Here is an 18,645-nt window from a genome sequence, read left to right as displayed (position 1 = left end):
TTGATTGCTATTTGCATTTACACTAGTGACCATTGTCATTATTAGCTGCTTATAAGATTGTATCGACTATGCCTATTTTTCGCTGGATCAGCTGGCCAATTCTCATTTCTCTTTGTCTGCATGCCTCTGTGGCCGCAGCGATTTACTACAACATGAATAAGGAGGTTGAGGACGAACCTAAAGTGCTGATGGTGGAGATGGCAGCGTTTGCGCCGGCACCGGCAGCAGCTGTGGCTGAACCTCAGCCTGAACCGGAACCCGAAACAGAGCCGGAACCCGAGCCTGAACCTGAGCCGGTCGTGAAGCCGGTTATTGAAAAACCGGTGGAAAAGAAACCGGTTGAGAAAAAACCAAAACCAAAACCGAAAAAAGAGAAAAAAGTTGAGAAACCAGCCGTAAAACCGGTTGAAACCAAAGCACCGGTCTCCGATAAACCGCTGTTCAGTGGTACGCCGGAAGGTCAGCAGAATGTGCAGAAAGCCCCTGCAGGCCCGGTCGGAAATGTGGCTTCTGCCGGACAAAGTGATGTTGGCGGTGGTGACCCGAAAGCCCTGAACCGTGCTGATCCGGTCTATCCGGCACGGGCACGCAGCCTCGGTAAAGAAGGGAAGGTGCGGGTCAGATTTGATGTCGATACCGATGGCCGTATTCAGAATATCGATATTATCGAAGCATCACCGAAAAATATGTTTGAACGTGAAGTCCGTAATGCAATGCGTAAATGGCGTTACGAGAAAAAGCCGAAGAAAGGCATGACGACCACCATTATTTTCCGGATCGACGGTAAAACCTCTATTCAGTGATCCGATAAAAAAAGAAAGCCCGGCACATAAAAATGCCGGGTTTTTTGTTTCTGTCTTATTTTGCCGGGAAAAGATCAGCGCGTAAATTCACCAGATTATCCGGTACTACATGAATAACCCCTTCACCCGGAATATCAATTTCCGCAATCATAAACAGAGCCATGGTTGTCAGCAGCGGCAGAATTAAAATCATAATATTGCTGCCGCGCAGTCCGCGGATATTATACCCGATCAGCACATTGGCACTGACGGCAAATAAAATCAGTAATACCCAGGCGGCTCCCGGGATCTGATAGCGCCAGCTGGCCATGGTTTTTTCTTCGGACACATAGAGATCACTGAATGCGGTCAGTACGGAGGCAATCACCGGATTCGGGGCCGTGCGGGCTTCAGATGCAGCGATCTGCCAGAGAGAGGACTGAGCCTCAAGGGAGATATCCCGCCATTTTTCATTTTTTGCCTGTGAGCCGCCGTTAAAAAAATCAATACGTGCGTCAATATACGTGTTAAGCAGAGTATTTGCCCGCAGGTTATTTTCCGGAGACAGTAATTGTGCCCGCTGGAATGCATTACCGATAGCAATAGCTTCGTTTTCTTCCATCTGTTCGCGGTTATTATAGCCGCCGATAGAGATCGTCAGTAAAAAGCCGATTAATAAGCCGAGCAGGGATAATACGGCACCGAGAACAATTTTGGTTTCATCATCTGCTAATTCGGTTTTCCCATGACGTTTTTTGAACAGGTATTTTCCGGCATAGGCCGAGCCGACAGATAAAATAAAGATAACGACAAATAAAATAACTGAATCAGAGACTAAAGCATTAAACAGCGCTGCCATACAAAGACCCTTTAACAGAAAATGCCTCAGCAGAATACTGAGATGCAGGTGGAATAAAGCCGGCCTGAAAAGGCCGGCCGGATATAAAACAGAGATGTCATCCGCTGACGGGAAATGCTGTCCTTTGTAATTATTTCAGCAATCTGACTCTGACAGGTTTCCCTTTGATTTTACCCTGCTGAAGCAGTTTACGGGCCTGCTGCGCGATACCCTGACGCACCGCGACATAAGCATGCATCGGGTGGATCACGATTTTGCCGATATCTTCGCCGTTCAGCCCCATATCACCGGTCATGGCGCCGAGAATGTCCCCCGGACGGATTTTGGCTTTTTTGCCGCCGTCAATACACAGTGTCGCCATTGCCGCATCCAGCGGGGTGATACGCAGCCCGGCAGGGATTGGCTGCCAGTTCAGTTTCATATGCAGCATCTCTTCCAGTGCGTTTGCCCGGACCGCTTCTTCCGGTGCACACAGGCTGATCGCCAGTCCGCTTTCACCGGCACGGGCGGTACGGCCGATGCGGTGAACGTGCACTTCCGGATCCCACGCCAGTTCATAGTTGATCACCAGCTCAAGGGCTTTGATATCGAGCCCGCGTGACGCCACATCGGTGGCAACCAGCACACGGCTGCTGCCGTTGGCAAAGCGGATCAGGGTCTGGTCGCGCTCGCGTTGTTCCATATCACCGTGCAGTACTAAAACACTCTGTCCGCTGCCTTCCAGGGCTTCATACACATCCTGGCAATCTTTCTTGGTGTTGCAGAATACCACGCAGGATGCCGGTTGTTCGCGGCTCAGTAATTTCTGTAACAGTTCAGTTTTGCCACGCCGTGAAACTTCATAAAACTGCTGCTCAACCGCAGGAAGTTCGTCGGTGCTGTTGATTTCGATGGTTTGCGGATCGCGCTGAAAACGGCGGCTGACAGCTGCAATCTCATCCGGCCAGGTGGCGGAAAACAGCAGAGTCTGACGTTCTTCCGGGGTACGGGAGAGGATTTCAGTAATATCGTCAGCAAAGCCCATATCCAGCATACGGTCAGCTTCATCCAGCACCAGTGTGCGGATAGCATCAAGGTGCAGCGTGTCTTTGTTCAGATGGTCAATCAGGCGGCCCGGGGTGGCCACAATAATATGCGGCGGGTGGATCAGTGAATCGCGCTGGGCACCAAACGGCACACCGCCGCATAAGGTCAGAATTTTGATATTCGGCAGATAACGCGCCAGGCGGCGCAGCTCACCGGCGACCTGATCCGCCAGTTCGCGGGTCGGGCACAGAACAAGCGCCTGGGTCATAAAGTGTCCGGCATCGATATGCTGTAACAGCCCCAGGCCGAATGCGGCGGTTTTCCCGCTGCCGGTTTTGGCCTGCGCACGGACATCTTTACCCGCGAGAATGGCCGGTAATGCGGCGGCCTGAACCGGGGTCATGGTCAGATAACCCAGTTCATTCAGGTTGGTAATTTGTTCTGCGGGAAGTGCATTAAGTTCAGCAAATGAGGTCACGATGAAAATTCCGGATTAAATAAAAAGAGAGGTTTTCGGCAATGATACTATTACCGGACGCCGGTGTCGCGGGGAACCTGTGGTTTATTCCGGCAGACAAAACGGCCACTCAGAAGAGTGGCCGGTATGAAACGCATTATTTTAAATCACTGTTACTGCTGTCTAACTGAAAATGACGTTTTCCGTCGGGCAGCGGGCGGGGACGGTTATCCGCATCCACCGCAACATAACTGAAGACAGCTTCTGTTGCCCGGTAACGGTCACCGATAGGATCGGTAGCCACTTTTTTCACCCAGACCTCAACTTTGACTGTCATGGATGAATTCCCGGTTTTCAGGCAGCGCGCATAACAGCAGACCACATCACCGACCGCGACAGAGCGCAGAAAGGTAATGCCGTCCACGCGGACGGTCACCACGCGGCCGAGTGCAATCTCCTTTGCCAGAATAGCGCCGCCGATATCCATTTGCGACATCAGCCAGCCGCCGAAGATATCCCCGTTGGCATTGGTGTCTGTCGGCATGGTTAAGGTGCGCAGCACCAGTTCCCCGTTAGGTAAACATTGTTGTTGAGTCATGAGAAACACTTACATCCGTTTAACGAAAAAGGATACCGGCGGAAACAAACCGATATCCGGTTGATTTTATTATTTTTCTTCTTCCCGTGGCAGATGACGGTAAATATATACCACACTGGCAACGGTAAATACCAGTGTTACAGCGGTCAGACCAAACACTTTGAAGTTCATCCAGGTATCCATGGATAACCAGAACGCGACATACACGTTCACGGCCGCGCAGACGATAAAGAAGAGCGCCCAGGCGAGATTCAGACGCTGCCAGACCTGTGGCGGCAGGGTCAGTTCTTTGCCCAGCATTTTCTGAATCAGCGGCTTACCGAAGATAAACTGGCCGCCCAGTAACACGAGAGCAAACAGCGCATAAATAATGGTCACTTTCCATTTGATAAACTGCGGATCATGGAAAACGATGGTCAGGGTGCCGAAGATGGCCACAATCACAAAGGTGATAACGGCAGATTTCTCCAGATGTTTATACATGAACCAGCGGACAGCCAGCGCCACCGCAGACGCGGCAATTAAGGCACCGGAGGCGTAATAGATATCAACGGTTTTATATATGGCAAAAAAGATAACCAGGGGGATAAAGTCGAGTAGTTGCTTCATAATTGAGTCTGTCCGAAATTTAAATTTATTTTAAGCACGTGGCATCCAGTCACTTATTTTTAAAGAAAAAAAATATATTACAATTGATTTTGCAATATTTTACCATAAGACGCGGTCTGACTATCTTCTTTATCCGCGTTCGGTTATAAATCAGTTTAACTATTAGCAGTAAAATTAAATTGTACATCTTAATACGATATTTTTATAAGGGGCGATAATGCAGTCGAACCGACTATTGCGCTGGATGCCGGGACTTTCTGTTTTTCTGCACTATGAACGCAAAAACCTGCGCTTTGATATCCGCGCAGGGCTTTCTGTTGCTGCCGTGGCGTTGCCGGTGGCTATCGCTTACACAGGACTGATGGGCATTAATGCGATTGTCGGTCTCTATGCCTGTATCCTGCCGATGGTGACTTATGCGCTGTTCGGCTCCTCCCGTCAGCTGATTGTCGGGCCGGATGCGGCAACCTGTGCGGTGATTGCGGCGGCGATTATTCCGCTGGCTAAAGGTGACCCGGATACGCTGTGGCAGCTGGCGATTATCATGACGCTGATGACGGGTGTCTGGTGTCTGATCGCCGGACATTTCAAACTCGCCGCATTCGCAGATTTTTTATCACAGCCGATTTTACAGGGGCTGCTCAACGGCGTGGCGGTGACGATTATTGTCGGCCAGATAGGTAATGTGCTCGGGCTGGATGAACTGCCGTCCCAGCTGATTGAGTGCCTGGTGGCGCTGCCGGAGCATCTGCATCTTATGCATATGCCGACGCTGATCCTCTCCGCTGCCAGCCTGGCGGCGCTGTTTTTATTACGGGCTGTCCGCCGCAGCTGGCCGGGGCCGCTGATTGTGATGACGATTGCCACACTGGTCAGTGCGCAGCTGGATTTTGCCTCAATGGGGATTGCTGTGGTCGGTAATCTCGGTAACGGGCTGCCGCATATCAAAATGCCGGCATTTGACCCGGGTCTGCTGCGTGAACTGGTGATCCCGTCACTGAACCTTGCGGTGATCAGCATTGTCAGCTTTATGATGACGGTGCGCAGTTTTGCCGAGAAAAACGGCTATGCCATCGATGTGGATCAGGAACTGCGGGCACAGGGGTATATCAACATTGCTTCCGGGTTATCCCAGGGGTTCGCGGTCAGTGCCGCGACCAGCCGTACAGCTGTCAACGATGCCACCGGTGGTAAAACACAGATGGTATCGCTGATCGCCGCCGGATTGATCGCACTGGTGCTGTTTTTCCTGACCGGTTTCCTCGGACACATTCCGCTGGCGACACTCGGGGTGGTGCTGATTTACTCCTCCTGGTCGATGTTCAGCATTCGTCAGATTTTCTCTTTCCGTAAACGGAATAAATCGGCTTTCACGCTGGCGCTGTTTACTCTGGTGGCGGTGCTGGTGGTGGGGCTGATCAACGGTATCGGGTTTGCGGTTCTGCTGGGACTGGTACAGTTCCTGCGCACGGTTTTCCGCCCGACAGACCAGTTACTGGGGGTGGATGAGCAGGGGATGATCCATTCCATCAACAACAGTAACGTGGATATTAGTCAGGTTGACGGATTATTGATGTACCGTTTTAACTCGCCGCTGACCTATTTCAACGTTGCGTACTTTAAAAAGCGGGTGTTACAGGTGGTGAATACCGCACCGAAACGTCCCGGATGGGTGGCGGTGGATGCGACCGTCAGCTTTATCAATAATGACATGAGTGTGTTCAGCACACTGAATGAGCTGGTGACTGAGCTGAAAATCAAAGGCGTTACCCTGATCCTGGCGGGACGGCGCACCGAACTGACACGCTGGGTGTCGGAAAATAAAATCAAACGCAATGATGATGATTTGATTATTGTGCCTGATCTCTATTTCGCTATCCGGCTGATTCAGAGCAAACAGCAAAGCCGTGTCAAAGCGATAGAAGAGGCGATGGAACAGGCGGCAGAGGGAGCGGAAAAACCGCTCACCACCTGATTTCAGCGATAAACCCGCCCTGCGGGCTGCGGCGGAACTGTATGGTCATATGATGCAGTTCCGCAATTCGTTTCACGATAGACAATCCCAGACCGCTGCCGGTTTTTTCCTGTCCCGGCGGCCGGTAAAAACGTTCTCCCAGCCGGGCCAGTATCGCATCACTGACGCCCGGGCCATCATCCTCAATCACTAACTGCTGCGGTGTCAGCGTCAGCTGAACGGTGCCGCCGGTTTTTCCGTAGCGGATAGCATTATGCAGCAAATTGCGCAGCATGACGGTAAGCAGCAGCTGTTCGCCGCGGATCGTCAGTTCAGGCGCGGCGAGCTCAGATATCACGCTGACCTGATGTGCAGCCGCATCCGGAGCTGTTTGTGCAATGGCATCATTAATAATGGCTGACCAGCGCAGCTCTGTACATTCCTGCGGGTGAGACTGTGATTCCAGCCGTGAGAGGGTCAGTAACTGATCCACCAGGCGGGTGGCGCGGTCAATCCCGGTGATCAGATTCGCGGTCACGTGTTCACGAGTGGCGGGGTCATCCCCGGCAATCTGCATCACTTCAGTCTGTACTTTCAGTGCGGCCAGCGGGCTGCGCAGTTCATGAGCGGCATCAGAGGTAAAGCGGCTTTCCCGCTCGCGCAGATCGCGGATACGCAGAAATAATCCGTTCAGGGCGTCCAGCATCGGGCTGACTTCTTTCGGCAGCACCGGCGGGGCCAGCGGCGTCAGCTCAGCCGGGTTACGGCGCTGTAACTGCCGTGCCAGCAGGCGCAGCGGAGTCAGTGCGCGGGTCAGCAGCCACAGGAACAGAAGCAGCATCAGCGGCAGTGCCACCAGCCACGGGATCGCCTGAGCGGTGATAATGGTCAGCCCCATATCCTCGCGGTATTCCCACTCCTGGCCGACCACGATGATGTAGCGGCCATCGGCGGAAGGCAGCTGCACAAAGCGCCAGCGGTCGTTATCATCCGTCAGTGAGCCGTCCCGGAACCCGTTTTTCTTGTCTGAGAACGGAATTTTCCGGCCGTTTTCGCCGTCATCCAGCACCCGCTCGCCCGACGGACTGAAAATAGCAAAAGCGAATGCATCGTCATCCTGTTTTCCCCGGTTGGCGGAGAGCATTTTTTTGGTTTTCTGTATCGCAGACGGCGGGAACTCGAGCCCGGACGGCAAAACTGACAGACGTTTGGCAAAGGCCATTTGTTGTGTATCGAATAATTCATTGATGGATTTTGTGGTCTGCATCCAGGCGAACACACTGGCGACACCCCAGGTCAGCAGGGTGAGCAGCATCAATAATCCGCCCAGCCGCAGGCGCAGACTATACGTCTTCATCATTTTTTCCCGCGACATAACCGACACCGTGAATAGTTTTGATAAATCCGCGCCCCAGTTTGCGGCGCAGATGGTGAATATGCACCTCAACGGCATTACTGGAGACATCTTCATCCCAGTTATACAATTTTTCTTCAATCATCGCGCGGGACAGCACTTTCTGCGGATTGCGCAGAAACAGTGCCAGCAGCGCCAGCTCTTTACCTTTCAGTGATACCGGTACGCCGTTGCGGGTGACGGTCATCGCCACCGGATCCATCTCCACGTCGCCGAGCACCAGTTTTTCAGAGAGCTGACCGTAGCGGCGGCGGATCAGTGCCTGTAACCGTGCCGCGACTTCTGCCAGGGCAAACGGTTTGCACAGATAATCATCTGCGCCCTGTTGCAAGCCGCTGACGCGCTGCTCAAGGGCATCACGGGCGGTCAGGATCAGTACCGGTTCGTCGCGCCCCTCTGACCGCCACTGTTTCAGGATATCCAGTCCGTCCATGCCGGGCAGGGAGAGATCGAGGATCACGGCATCATAAGGAGCGGCATAGAGCGCCTCCCGGCCGGTTTGCCCATCGGTAAACCAGTCAGGGGTAAAGCCGAGCCTGCTCAGGCCGATTTTCAGCCCGTCGCCAATCAACCGGTCATCTTCAATTAATAATATCCGCATAATTCTTATCCGTATAAATAGCGCTATACTAGTTTTAACTCAGATATCTCAGGATAACCACCTGTTTTTTCTGAAATTAAAAATATAATCAAAAATGATATCCCCTTAAGATCCTGTTAAGAACTTAATGGTTTAATAGTGTCCATGAAGCAAAGACGCTTCCTCATAAAGGAGATAAATGATGAAAAAATTACCTGCACTCGCATTACTTGCCACTTTACTGGCAGGATCAGCCGGTTCCGTTTTTGCAGCCAACGGCGGTTTTGAAGGTCCCGGTGCAACAGCCGTGACAACCACCACAGCGGCACAAAACGGCGGTTTCAGCGGCCCTGATGCCCGTAAAATGACCGTTGCGGATGCACTGAAATTATCTGATGATGCACCGGTTGTGCTGCGCGGTACGATTGTCCGCCAGCTGGATAACAAACATTATGAATTTAAAGACAGCACCGGGACTATCCGTGCTGAAATTTCCCCGAAACGCTGGGACGGACTGAAAGTCACGCCGCAGGATGAAATTGAGGTCGAAGGGGAAATCGACAAAGAGTGGAATAAAACCGAACTGGATGTAAAAGCGGTACGCAAAGTACAGTAATCACCACCGCAGATACACCGGATAATCAGGCCATCTTATTGGCCTGATTTTTTATCTGCACATTTCTTATTTTCTGTGACAGCAGGTGCAAAATATCTTTCTTCTGTGCCTCTGACTGAATATCCCGCAGCGGAATAATAATACCGTCATATTTACCGTGGTAAAGATAAAACCCGGTGGCGCTTTCGGCATAATCAATGACCGATTCCCAGGCAAAAAAAGAATGGTAAAGGGCAGAAACCTGGTTTATCCCGTCATTATTCAGTTCAAACGTTGCCGGGCGCAGGAGGTAATGTCCGGACTGAACAGAAAGCTGCTTCATAACCCGTCTGCTTTTGACAAAACGGCTGTAAATAAACACCAGTAGTGCTAAAAACCCGCAGCTCAGCCCGTAAAAAACAGAATAAATATCAAATTTGCCCGGCAGCGGCGAAAATGTACTGAAAATAAGTAATAACATTCCGCATAATATCAGCCAGATAAGAATATAAGGAATTCGTCTCCACCCGACCGGCTCCTGATAAAAATGCCGGAAACTGAACGTCTGATAGTCAGCCAGATCCTGAACAGTAAGCGTGACGGGCAGAGTGATCATAATCGTATTCCTTTATTTCCTGAACAGTCTGCACATCATATTGCGCACAAAAAAGACAATATCATTATCTGTGCGCATTATCAGGCCTTACTGATAGTCGCTGGCAGATTGCGATTGTGTAAATAACTGATAGAACCGGAACAGATAAATAATTACCAGTCCGCTGATGACATTATTAATAAACAGAATAACGGTCATCAAAATATGCTCATTTTCTATCGGAAGTTTACTAAGAAACACTACGGATGCCTGTTTCAGGGCAAACCATATTAAAATAGCAGGCAGAAGTGTTCTGATATTTTTCAGGGCAATATTTCCGCTGATTTTAATGGCGGTAAATACGCTGTTCTTTTCGGTGAACATAATGATCGGTGCCAGCGCCAGTAACATAGCCAGAATTAATCCCGGCAGATACATGGCAACAAGCCCGAGGGCAATCACCAGCGAGCAGATTAACAGCAGCACCAGCATGCGCGGAATGCGTCCTGCAGAGCCGGTGATGGCCTGCAACGCGGATACCGGCTGTCCCTGTGAGGCACTGAAGATCAGGAAAATCATGGACGTTACAAAGACGGCATTGCCCAGCAGGGAACTGAAGATAGTTCCGAGGCCGGTTTTCAGCATTTGCCACTGGTCATCGGATGTCAGTGCGGCGACCGCCCGCTGAAAGCCGCCGGAGCCTTCAGTGGCGTAAGTGGTTTCCAGGGCGCGGATAAGCGCCAGACCGTTGGAGTTATAAGTCAGGAGCACATTGAGCCCGACGGTCACAGCGGCGGTGAGCAGCGAAATGATCAGGACAGACAACAGCTGATTACGGAAAAAATTAAGACTGTCGCGGGCAAGAACCGGCACCGGCATGGACATGGAACAACTCCTGTAAGGCATGAAATAAAAACGTTGATGCAATTGTAAAACAGTATGGCGGGGATTGTAACCTGTTCGTCCGGCAGAAATACAGTGATCAGACGGAATATCCGGAAACAGGCAGCCCAAAAGTCACAAAACATTAACAATAATAAAGCAAAATATTCGACGGTATAGTAAGCATCTTATTTTGCAAATTGATATAAAACACACAAAAAATGATTGCGCTAAAAATGACGAAGGTTGTTTTTGATATAAATCAATAAATGAAAATGTCGCCGTGGAATAATAATTTAGATCTTTGTGAAAAATGCGTTTTTTATTTAAATGTTGTGATCTGTCTTAGATCATAATTGGATTTAAGGTTGTATATTTCAAACTGTACTTATTGTGTTTTTTTTCTTTTTTTTAGGATGGGATAGATAATGAAAAAGCTTTCTGCAGTGTGTTTAGCACTGGCAACTGTTTTACCGTCAGTTTCAATGGCACACCAGGCCGGTGATTTTATCGTTCGTGGTGGTACTGCGACTGTACGTCCGAACGTCAGCTCTGATAATGTTCTGGGTTTCGGTTCTTTTGAAGCGAACAATAATACTCAGTTAGGTTTAACTTTCAGTTATATGATCACCGATAATATCGGTGTGGAATTACTGGCAGCGACGCCGTTTGAGCATAAAATCTCTGTTCCGGCTGCGGGTGAAATTGCCTCTGCCAAACATTTACCGCCAACCTTAATGGCACAGTACTATTTCCGTACTCCGGAAGATAAACTGCGTCCGTATTTAGGTGTGGGTGTTAACTATACCTTCTTCTTTGATGAAGGATTTAACGATACCGGTAAAGGCGCAGGCTTAAGCGATCTGAGCATGAGCAGCTCATGGGGTGTGGCAGCACAGGCAGGTCTGGATTATGAATTAGACCAGAACTGGATGCTGAACGCCTCCCTCTGGTGGATGAACATCAAAACTGATGTTGATTTCAAAGCCGGTGGTGCCAGCCAGTCTTACAAAACTAACCTGGATCCATGGGTATTCATGTTTGGTGTCGGTTACAAATTCTGATAATCCTCGTTATCAGTACCATAAAAAACGGCGCAATTCTTATTGCGCCGTTTTTTTATCCGGTAATCTGATATTCAGAGTCACCGCAACTTCATTGAGTTAATAACAACCTTCACACCCGGAACTTTACGCGCGGTATTTACCGCCAGGTTCGCTTCTTTTTCTGAAGAGACAAATCCGCTCAGCTGAACTTTACCTTTAAATGTTTCCACGCTGATTTGAGTGGATTTAATGCCTTTCTCACCCAGTAACGCTGTTTTCACTTTAGTGGTAATGACGGAATCATCAAAATACCCCCCGGTACCTTCACTGGTGGCAGTCGGGGCACAGGCGGACAGGGTGAAAGCCATAAACATGACAACAAAAAATGAGGTGACCAGTTTCATATACTTCATTATGTTCTCCTTATTACCGGCACGGATCGCAGAATAATGTGTGCCTGACCTTTTCAGTATTGATGAAAACCGGATGTTTCTCAACAAAAAATAACCCGCTGTTAACAGCGGGCGGAATGAAAAATTATAATTGCGTTGCGTTTTTCATTTTCTGCGTAAATTCCCGCAGTTTCTGACACATCACCGGTATATTATCCAGATTTGCGGCGATGATTTTTACCACAGCAGAGCCGGAAATCGCCCCTGCAGCACCATTCCGCAGTGATTCCTGTACCTGTTCCGGTTCAGAAATCCCGAATCCCTGAACCGGCGGTGCGGCATTCAGCGCGGTCAGTTTTGCCGTCAGATCAGCCAGGGACTTTTCAGCCCGCTTTTCTGTTCCTGTCACCCCGGCGCGGGAGAGCAGGTAGGTATAGCCTTTTCCGGCGGCGGCCAGTGTTTCCAGTAATTTATCATCCGCATCCGGCGGGCAGATAAAGACCGGTGCGATATTATTGGCCAGCGCGGCATCCCGGAACGGCTGAGACTCATGCAGCGGCACATCGGCGATCAGCACCGAATCCACCCCGGCTTTTGCCGCTGTTTCATAAAACTGACTGATACCGTTATGGAAAACCAGGTTGGCATACATCAGCAATCCCACCGGCAGTTCCGGATATTTTGCACGGATTTGTGCAATCAGCTCAAAGCAGCGTGCCGGGGTCATACCGGCCGCAAAGGCACGAAGGTTGGCATCCTGAATCACCGGACCGTCTGCCAGCGGGTCAGAAAACGGAATACCGATTTCCAGGGCGTCGGCACCACCGTCCACCAGTGCATCAATAATTTGCAGGGAAACCTCAGCGGACGGATCACCCAGAGTGACAAACGGGATAAACGCACCCTGATTACGGGACTGCAAACGCTGAAAAAGTTGTTCATACCGGCTCATCAGAAATCACCTCTTGCTTTAAAAATGTCATAAACAGTGAAAATATCTTTGTCTCCGCGACCGGAAATATTGACGATAATAATTTGTTCTTTCTCCGGATTTTCACGGATCATTTTCAGTGCGTGTGCCAGGGCATGGGAGGATTCCAGTGCCGGGATAATCCCTTCCTGACGGCTCAGGGTTTTAAAGGCGTCAAGTGCCTTGTCATCGGTGGCGGAAACATAATCCGCCCGGCCGATAGCATTCAGATACGCGTGCTGCGGCCCGACAGACGGGAAATCCAGACCGGCGGAGATGGAGTAAGATTCCTCGATCTGACCGTCTTCTGTCTGCATCATCGGTGATTTCATGCCGAAATAGATACCGATGCGGCCATGTTTGAGCGGCGCACCGTGTTCACCGGTTTCAATACCGTGTCCGGCCGGTTCGACGCCGATCAGGGCGACGGATTCATCGGGAATAAACCCGGCAAATGCGCCGATAGCGTTTGAACCGCCGCCGATACAGGCGATCACCGCATCCGGAAGACGACCTTCACGGGCGAGGATCTGGGCGCGGGCCTCATCACCGATCATACGCTGGAACTCGCGGACAATGGTCGGGTACGGATGCGGACCTGCCGCGGTGCCTAATAAATAGTGGGCGCGGTCATAATTGCCGCTCCAGTCGCGCAGCGCCTCATTACAGGCATCTTTCAGCGTGGCGGAGCCGCTGTGCACCGGAATGACTTCCGCGCCCATCAGCCGCATGCGGAACACATTCGGAGACTGACGTTCCACGTCTTTTGCCCCCATATATACCCGGCATTTCAGGCCGAGCAGCGCACTGGCCAGTGCTGCCGCCACGCCGTGCTGACCGGCTCCGGTTTCGGCAATAATTTCCGTTTTTCCCATCCGTTTTGCCAGCAGTGCCTGGCCGAGCACCTGGTTGGTTTTATGCGCACCGCCGTGCAGTAAATCTTCGCGTTTCAGATACAGTTTGGTTTTGCTGCCCGCAGTCAGGTTTTTGCACAGTGTCAGGGCTGTCGGGCGTCCGGCATAGTTTTGCAGCAGATCGGTAAATTCACGCTGAAATTCCGGGTCTTCCTGAGCGGCAATAAAGGCATCTTCGAGCTGATCGAGTGCCGGGATTAAAATCTGCGGCACAAACTGCCCGCCGAATTCACCAAAATAGGGATTTAATTTACTCATTGTTTTCTGATCCTTTTTCTTTTCAGTCGTAGTCAGGCAACTTGCTGATGTAATTGATTAAATATCTGACGAAGTTTTTCTGCATCTTTAATACCGGGGGCGGATTCGGCGCCGGAGTTAAAATCCAGCCCGGCAGCACCGGAGGCGGCGGCGGAGACACAGTTTTCCGCATTCAGCCCGCCCGCCAGGGTAAAGGGCACCGGCAGTGAAGGGGGCAGAGTCTGCCAGTCGAAAGTCTGCCCGGTGCCGCCTTTGCCGTTATCCAGCACCAGCCGCACTACGCCGTCAGGCACGGTGATATCCGTACCGTGCGACATATCCAGCGCTTTCCAGATCTCACATTTTGCCGGAAGGTGCAGACGCAGCAGCGCGATATCGTGCTCGTTTTCATCACCGTGTAACTGAACCGCATGCAGTTTCAGACGGCGGGCAATGGCAGCGATATCTGCGGGGTCATGGTTACGGAACACGCCGACGTACGCCAGCGGCGCACCGCACATCACCTCCGTTGCCTGTGCTTCATCCACATAACGCGGCGATTTGCTGACAAAAATCAGGCCGCCGAAGGTGGCACCGGCGTCATAAGCGGCGCGGGCATCGTCCGCACGGGTCAGTCCGCAGACTTTGTGTTCGCCGTAAATCAGGCGGCGGATAGCTGTGTCCAGATCAGGCTGCGCCATAATGGCACTGCCGATCAGGAATCCGTCAGCATGGGGACGCAATTCGCGGATGTGCTGATGGGTGGTAATGCCGGATTCACTGATAATAATGCGGTCAGCCGGAATATGCGGTGCAAAATCCGCTGTCCGGCGGCGGTCAATGGAGAGGTCGCGCAGATCGCGGTTATTGATACCGATAACCTGTGCATCAAGGGCAATAGCGCGATGCAGTTCTTCTTCCGTACTGACTTCCGTCAGCACACCCATATTGAGGGAATGAGCCAGGGTCGCCAGTGAGTGATAATCCGCATCATTCAGGACGGAGAGCATCAGCAGAATCGCGTCTGCTCCATAGTGGCGGGCGAGATACACCTGATAAGCATCAATAATGAAATCTTTGCACAACACCGGCTGAGTGATCAGCGCGCGCACCTGCCGCAGATAGTCATGTTGTCCCTGAAAATATTTCTCGTCGGTCAGTACGGAAACTGCTGTGGCATACGGCGCATAGGCCGCGGCGATTTCACTGAGATTAAAATCCTGACGGATAAGCCCTTTCGACGGAGAGGCTTTTTTGCACTCCAGAATAAATGCGGTTTCCGCGCTGCGCAGTGCCTGATAAAAATCGCGGTCACTCAGCGGCAGATTATCCGCAAAACTCAGCAGCGGCTCCTGCTTCTTCCGCGCAACCAGGGAGATACGTTTATCATTCACAATCTGTTCTAATACGGTGCCTTTCATGGTTTATCCTCTTGCGGCCAGGGCGGTGACGCGCTCAAAGGCGTTACCACTGCGGATCATTGCCAGCGCGTGCTGCGCATTATCCTGTAAGTCTTCGTTATCATTGAGTTTCATCAGCAGGGCGACATTGGCTGCCACGGCGTGACTTTGTGCTGCGGTGCCTTCTCCCTGTAATAACCGGGTCAGCAACTGACGGTTTTCTTCCGGGGTACCGCCGCGCAGTTCCTGCATGTCATAACCGGGCAGGCCGAAATCGTCTGTGGTCAGGCGGTATTCGCGGATCTCCCCGTTATGCAGTTCGGCAACCTGTGTCGGCGCATGGAGGGAAACCTCATCCATTCCGCCGCTGTGCACCACAGCGGCACGCTGATAGCCGAGCACTTTCAGCGTCTCAGCAACAGGGCGGATCAGCGCCGGGCTGTATACGCCGATCAGGGCAACCGGCGGACGGGCCGGGTTGATCAGCGGCCCGAGGACATTAAATAAGGTACGGGTTTTCAGTTGCTGACGCACCGGTGCGGCAAAACGGAAGCCGTCGTGATAGTGCGGGGCGAACAGGAAACAGACGCCGACATCATCCAGTGCGCTGCGGGATACATCTGCCGGGGTGTCCAGCGCAATCCCGAAGGCGTTCAGTAAATCAGAAGAGCCGGTTTTGCTCGAAACACTGCGGCTGCCGTGTTTGGCGACTTTTATCCCGCAGGCCGCTGCCACAAAGGCGCTGGCCGTGGAGATATTGATGCTGTCGGAAGCATCGCCGCCGGTGCCGACAATATCACTGAAACGATAGTCCGGGCGCGGGAAGGCGCGGGCATTGTTCAGACAGGCCTGGGCGGCACCGGCAATTTCATCCGGCTGCTCGCCGCGCATTTTCATGCTGATCAGCGCTGCCGCCAGCTGGGTTTCACTTAGTTCTCCCCGGATAATCGCGGAAAATAACTCCCGGCTTTCCGCCAGGGTCAGTGTTTCACCCCGGTAAAGTTTTTCAAATAATGTTTGCATCTCTCTGTTCCTTAATCTGTTTTTTTATCTGTTATTCAGGTTGAGTTATGCCTGTGCCCACGCCAGGGTATTAGCCAGCAGGGCTGCGCCGTCCGGTGTCAGGACGGATTCGGGGTGAAACTGTAAGCCGCAGACTTTGTCCTGTTCATGGCGGACGGCCATCACAATGTTGTCGCTGGTGGCACACACGGTCAGGGCTTCCGGGATGATTTCTGCTGCCAGTGAGTGATAGCGTGCCACTTTCATCGGGTTCGGCAGACCGGAAAACATAGATTGCTCATCGTGGTGCAACTGGCTGGCTTTACCGTGGAGCACAGCACCGGCGTGACTGACTTTGCCGCCGTAGGCTTCAACAATTGCCTGATGGCCGAGGCAAATACCAATCACCGGGTAACGTCCTCTGACACGGCTCAGCACTTCCGGCTGACATCCGGCATCTGCCGGTTTTCCCGGCCCCGGAGAGAGCACCAGCACCGGGTTTTTCATGGTTTCCAGAGCGGACAGAATGACCTCTGCCGGAACCCGGTTGCGGTAAATCACCACCTGATGGCCCTGAGCACGGAACTGGTCGGCCAGGTTATAGGTAAAGGAATCGACATTATCGAGCAGTAAAATATCAGCCATCAGAATGTCTCCTCTGCATGATGGGCGCGGGTGATGGCGCGGATCACCGCGCGGGCTTTGTTGCGGTTTTCGTCAGCTTCCGCCTGCGGGTCGGAATCCAGTACCACACCGCCGCCGGCCTGCACAGTGGCAATGCCGTTTTCGACATAGGCAGAGCGGATCACAATGCAGGTATCGAAGGTGGTATCGCCGCGAAAATAGCCGACCGCGCCGCCGTAGCTGCCGCGACGGACTTTTTCGGCCTGTGCAATCAGTTCCATTGCACGGACTTTCGGTGCGCCGGTCAGGGTGCCCATGTTCATGCACGCCTGATAAGCATGGAAAATATCGAGGTCGTCGCGTAATTCACCGGTGACGCGGGACACCAGGTGCATCACAAACGCATAACGATCCACTTTGGTCAGTTCCGCCACACTACGGCTGCCGGGACGGCAGATACGGGCGAGGTCATTACGGGCAAGATCGACCAGCATGAAGTGTTCGGCCAGCTCTTTCTGATCCGTACGCAGATCAAGCTCCAGACGGCTGTCTTTATCCGCATCCACCGAACCGTCTGCTGACAGACCGCGCGGACGGGTGCCCGCAATCGGGTAGATTTCAATCTGACGGGTTGCCGGGTCATATTTCAGTGCGCTTTCCGGTGATGCGCCGAACAGAGTGAAATCCGCATCCTGCATAAAGAACAGGTAAGGACTCGGGTTGCGGGTTTTCAGTTCGCGGTAAGCGGCCATCGGGGATGGGCACGGTAACTGAAAGCGGCGTGACGGCACGACCTGGAAGATATCACCCTGAACAATGGATTGTTTTAACTGATTCACGATAGTGCAGAAATCGGCATCCGAATGTGACGTTGTCACGCTGATGTCTACCGGTGTGACAGACGCAGAACCGGTTACCGGCTGTGCCAGAGTCGTTAATACCTGCTGATGCTGTGCTGTCAGGCGGGTTTGTTCTGCGGCATCCGCTGTAAATGTCAGAGTAACCAGTTCACTGGTCTGCTGCTGGTGGTCGATGGTGAGCAGTGTTTCCGCCAGATAAAAACAGTAATCCGGGCAGCTGTTAGTGCGCTCAACCGGCGGCAGTGCCTCAAAGGCCGCGACCAGGTCGTAGCTGAACAGTCCGCCGCAGAACAGCGCGTGACGGTCATCTGCCTGTGACGGCAGGTTCATCAGGGTGCGGAGCACATCAAAGACCGAGGCGGCGCGCAGGCGGGTATCTTCATCCGCATGGGCGGCCGGCGCAGTGAAATGCAGTGTCAGTGTGTTACCGCTGATAGTCCCGGCGGACAGACTTGCCTGCAATACCGGCAGCAATGCAGCGCCGTTGGCGGTCAGTGCTTCTGCGGTGACGGTGTGTCCGGTGCAGCGGATACGCAGTGCGCTGTGCAGCACCAGCATGCTTTTTAAATTTGCTCTGGACTCGATTTCGGCGGATTCTAATAACAGCGTTGCAGGACGCTGTGCGCAAAGCGCGGTGAATACCGCCGCCGGGTCGGGCTGATAAGCCGGATAAGCTGTCCGGATGTGTTGTGTGAAAATCGTGCTGTCCATGATAATTACCTTGCTATGTGAATTTTTTGCCATAAAAAAACCCGCCACGGGGGCGGGTTCTGTGCTCTGGTACAGCCGGTTAACTGACATGCACGCACAACCATTCCGCCCGACGGGAAAGATTGCGCCACCAACGAT

At 52.2% G+C, this 18,645-nt stretch carries 17 protein-coding genes and 1 pseudogene; 4 read left to right on the top strand and 14 right to left on the bottom strand.

The window, feature by feature from the left end; translation table 11 throughout:
* The first annotated feature begins 68 nt into the window (after positions 1 to 68).
* A complete protein-coding gene (locus HMPREF3119_RS11780) occupies positions 69 to 803 on the top strand; it encodes a TonB family protein (RefSeq protein ID WP_049240517.1) in 735 nt (244 codons plus the stop codon).
* Between the two features lie 55 nt (positions 804 to 858).
* On the opposite strand, the gene HMPREF3119_RS11775 is transcribed toward HMPREF3119_RS11780, so the two are convergent.
* The 4 genes from HMPREF3119_RS11775 to HMPREF3119_RS11760 all read right to left on the bottom strand — a co-directional run bounded on the left by HMPREF3119_RS11775 (position 859) and on the right by HMPREF3119_RS11760 (position 4,331).
* Positions 859 to 1,641, bottom strand: coding sequence for a bestrophin-like domain (locus tag HMPREF3119_RS11775; protein ID WP_004239188.1), 783 nt, complete (start codon positions 1,639 to 1,641; stop codon positions 859 to 861).
* Positions 1,642 to 1,771: 130 nt separating this feature from the next.
* On the bottom strand, positions 1,772 to 3,145 hold the full coding sequence (gene dbpA / locus HMPREF3119_RS11770) for an ATP-dependent RNA helicase DbpA (RefSeq protein ID WP_015422736.1): 1,374 nt from the start codon (positions 3,143 to 3,145) through the stop codon (positions 1,772 to 1,774).
* Between the two features lie 136 nt (positions 3,146 to 3,281).
* Positions 3,282 to 3,722, bottom strand: coding sequence for an acyl-CoA thioester hydrolase YciA (yciA, locus tag HMPREF3119_RS11765; RefSeq protein ID WP_004238167.1), 441 nt, complete (start codon positions 3,720 to 3,722; stop codon positions 3,282 to 3,284).
* A gap of 69 nt (positions 3,723 to 3,791) precedes the next feature.
* Positions 3,792 to 4,331, bottom strand: a complete 540-nt coding sequence (locus tag HMPREF3119_RS11760; protein ID WP_004239196.1) for a septation protein A — start codon at positions 4,329 to 4,331, stop codon at positions 3,792 to 3,794.
* A 217-nt stretch (positions 4,332 to 4,548) separates the two neighbouring features.
* Here HMPREF3119_RS11760 and HMPREF3119_RS11755 point away from each other — a divergent pair, with 217 nt between their 5' ends.
* On the top strand, positions 4,549 to 6,306 hold the full coding sequence (locus HMPREF3119_RS11755; protein WP_015422735.1) for a SulP family inorganic anion transporter: 1,758 nt from the start codon (positions 4,549 to 4,551) through the stop codon (positions 6,304 to 6,306).
* Here the strand turns inward: HMPREF3119_RS11755 and qseC are convergent.
* The gene (gene qseC, locus HMPREF3119_RS11750; RefSeq protein WP_070579996.1) at positions 6,296 to 7,642 is read right to left on the bottom strand and encodes a quorum sensing histidine kinase QseC; all 1,347 of its coding nucleotides are present in this window, start codon (positions 7,640 to 7,642) and stop codon (positions 6,296 to 6,298) included. The genes HMPREF3119_RS11755 and qseC overlap by 11 nt on opposite strands.
* The gene (gene qseB / locus HMPREF3119_RS11745; RefSeq protein ID WP_004239200.1) at positions 7,629 to 8,300 is read right to left on the bottom strand and encodes a quorum sensing response regulator transcription factor QseB; all 672 of its coding nucleotides are present in this window, start codon (positions 8,298 to 8,300) and stop codon (positions 7,629 to 7,631) included. Before qseB ends, qseC begins: the two co-directional genes overlap by 14 nt.
* Before the next feature lie 181 nt (positions 8,301 to 8,481).
* On the opposite strand from qseB, the gene HMPREF3119_RS11740 reads away from it, so the two are divergent.
* Positions 8,482 to 8,895 carry a YgiW/YdeI family stress tolerance OB fold protein gene (locus HMPREF3119_RS11740; RefSeq protein WP_015422734.1) on the top strand — a complete coding sequence of 138 codons (414 nt, stop codon included), beginning with the start codon at positions 8,482 to 8,484 and terminating at the stop codon, positions 8,893 to 8,895.
* 25 nt (positions 8,896 to 8,920) lie between these two features.
* Here the strand turns inward: HMPREF3119_RS11740 and HMPREF3119_RS11735 are convergent, their stop codons facing one another.
* Entirely contained in the window at positions 8,921 to 9,490 is a 570-nt protein-coding gene (locus tag HMPREF3119_RS11735; RefSeq protein ID WP_032098130.1) for a YcxB family protein, read from the bottom strand.
* Between the two features lie 87 nt (positions 9,491 to 9,577).
* Positions 9,578 to 10,354 carry a YciC family protein gene (locus HMPREF3119_RS11730; RefSeq protein ID WP_004238158.1) on the bottom strand — a complete coding sequence of 259 codons (777 nt, stop codon included), beginning with the start codon at positions 10,352 to 10,354 and terminating at the stop codon, positions 9,578 to 9,580.
* 425 nt (positions 10,355 to 10,779) lie between these two features.
* On the opposite strand from HMPREF3119_RS11730, the gene ompW reads away from it, so the two are divergent.
* A complete protein-coding gene (ompW, locus tag HMPREF3119_RS11725; protein ID WP_004238157.1) occupies positions 10,780 to 11,415 on the top strand; it encodes an outer membrane protein OmpW in 636 nt (211 codons plus the stop codon).
* Positions 11,416 to 11,495: 80 nt separating this feature from the next.
* Here ompW and HMPREF3119_RS11720 read toward each other — a convergent pair whose 3' ends face one another.
* From HMPREF3119_RS11720 to HMPREF3119_RS11690, 6 genes and pseudogenes are all read right to left on the bottom strand, one after another.
* The gene (locus HMPREF3119_RS11720; RefSeq protein WP_004239204.1) at positions 11,496 to 11,810 is read right to left on the bottom strand and encodes a BON domain-containing protein; all 315 of its coding nucleotides are present in this window, start codon (positions 11,808 to 11,810) and stop codon (positions 11,496 to 11,498) included.
* A gap of 124 nt (positions 11,811 to 11,934) precedes the next feature.
* Complete coding sequence (gene trpA / locus HMPREF3119_RS11715) at positions 11,935 to 12,741, bottom strand: tryptophan synthase subunit alpha (RefSeq protein WP_004238155.1); 807 nt, start codon at positions 12,739 to 12,741, stop codon at positions 11,935 to 11,937.
* Positions 12,741 to 13,931 carry a tryptophan synthase subunit beta gene (gene trpB / locus HMPREF3119_RS11710; RefSeq protein ID WP_070579816.1) on the bottom strand — a complete coding sequence of 397 codons (1,191 nt, stop codon included), beginning with the start codon at positions 13,929 to 13,931 and terminating at the stop codon, positions 12,741 to 12,743. The genes trpA and trpB overlap by 1 nt, the downstream gene beginning before the upstream one ends.
* A 32-nt stretch (positions 13,932 to 13,963) precedes the next feature.
* On the bottom strand, positions 13,964 to 15,331 hold the full coding sequence (gene trpCF, locus HMPREF3119_RS11705; protein WP_070579813.1) for a bifunctional indole-3-glycerol-phosphate synthase TrpC/phosphoribosylanthranilate isomerase TrpF: 1,368 nt from the start codon (positions 15,329 to 15,331) through the stop codon (positions 13,964 to 13,966).
* Positions 15,332 to 15,334: 3 nt separating this feature from the next.
* Positions 15,335 to 16,957 (bottom strand): annotated as a pseudogene (trpD, locus tag HMPREF3119_RS19845) (bifunctional anthranilate synthase glutamate amidotransferase component TrpG/anthranilate phosphoribosyltransferase TrpD).
* Complete coding sequence (locus HMPREF3119_RS11690) at positions 16,957 to 18,507, bottom strand: anthranilate synthase component 1 (RefSeq protein WP_070579808.1); 1,551 nt, start codon at positions 18,505 to 18,507, stop codon at positions 16,957 to 16,959. The pseudogene trpD and the gene HMPREF3119_RS11690 overlap by 1 nt, the downstream one beginning before the upstream one ends.
* Between the last annotated feature and the right edge of the window lie 138 nt (positions 18,508 to 18,645).

Source organism: Morganella sp. HMSC11D09 (assembly GCF_001807955.1).
Classification (GTDB): domain Bacteria; phylum Pseudomonadota; class Gammaproteobacteria; order Enterobacterales; family Enterobacteriaceae; genus Morganella; species Morganella morganii.
This window is presented reverse-complemented; position numbering and strand designations above follow the sequence as displayed.

Bases quoted from the DNA above. Each gene is read 5' to 3' on its own strand.
- HMPREF3119_RS11780 (WP_049240517.1), top strand. From the start codon at position 69: ATGCCTATTTTTCGCTGGATCAGCTGGCCAATTCTCATTTCTCTTTGT.
- HMPREF3119_RS11775 (WP_004239188.1), bottom strand. From the start codon at position 1,641: ATGGCAGCGCTGTTTAATGCTTTAGTCTCTGATTCAGTTATTTTATTT.
- yciA (WP_004238167.1), bottom strand. From the start codon at position 3,722: ATGACTCAACAACAATGTTTACCTAACGGGGAACTGGTGCTGCGCACC.
- HMPREF3119_RS11760 (WP_004239196.1), bottom strand. From the start codon at position 4,331: ATGAAGCAACTACTCGACTTTATCCCCCTGGTTATCTTTTTTGCCATA.
- HMPREF3119_RS11755 (WP_015422735.1), top strand. From the start codon at position 4,549: ATGCAGTCGAACCGACTATTGCGCTGGATGCCGGGACTTTCTGTTTTT.
- qseC (WP_070579996.1), bottom strand. From the start codon at position 7,642: ATGAAGACGTATAGTCTGCGCCTGCGGCTGGGCGGATTATTGATGCTG.
- qseB (WP_004239200.1), bottom strand. From the start codon at position 8,300: ATGCGGATATTATTAATTGAAGATGACCGGTTGATTGGCGACGGGCTG.
- HMPREF3119_RS11740 (WP_015422734.1), top strand. From the start codon at position 8,482: ATGAAAAAATTACCTGCACTCGCATTACTTGCCACTTTACTGGCAGGA.
- HMPREF3119_RS11735 (WP_032098130.1), bottom strand. From the start codon at position 9,490: ATGATCACTCTGCCCGTCACGCTTACTGTTCAGGATCTGGCTGACTAT.
- HMPREF3119_RS11730 (WP_004238158.1), bottom strand. From the start codon at position 10,354: ATGTCCATGCCGGTGCCGGTTCTTGCCCGCGACAGTCTTAATTTTTTC.
- ompW (WP_004238157.1), top strand. From the start codon at position 10,780: ATGAAAAAGCTTTCTGCAGTGTGTTTAGCACTGGCAACTGTTTTACCG.
- HMPREF3119_RS11720 (WP_004239204.1), bottom strand. From the start codon at position 11,810: ATGAAGTATATGAAACTGGTCACCTCATTTTTTGTTGTCATGTTTATG.
- trpA (WP_004238155.1), bottom strand. From the start codon at position 12,741: ATGAGCCGGTATGAACAACTTTTTCAGCGTTTGCAGTCCCGTAATCAG.
- trpB (WP_070579816.1), bottom strand. From the start codon at position 13,931: ATGAGTAAATTAAATCCCTATTTTGGTGAATTCGGCGGGCAGTTTGTG.
- trpCF (WP_070579813.1), bottom strand. From the start codon at position 15,331: ATGAAAGGCACCGTATTAGAACAGATTGTGAATGATAAACGTATCTCC.
- HMPREF3119_RS11690 (WP_070579808.1), bottom strand. From the start codon at position 18,507: ATGGACAGCACGATTTTCACACAACACATCCGGACAGCTTATCCGGCT.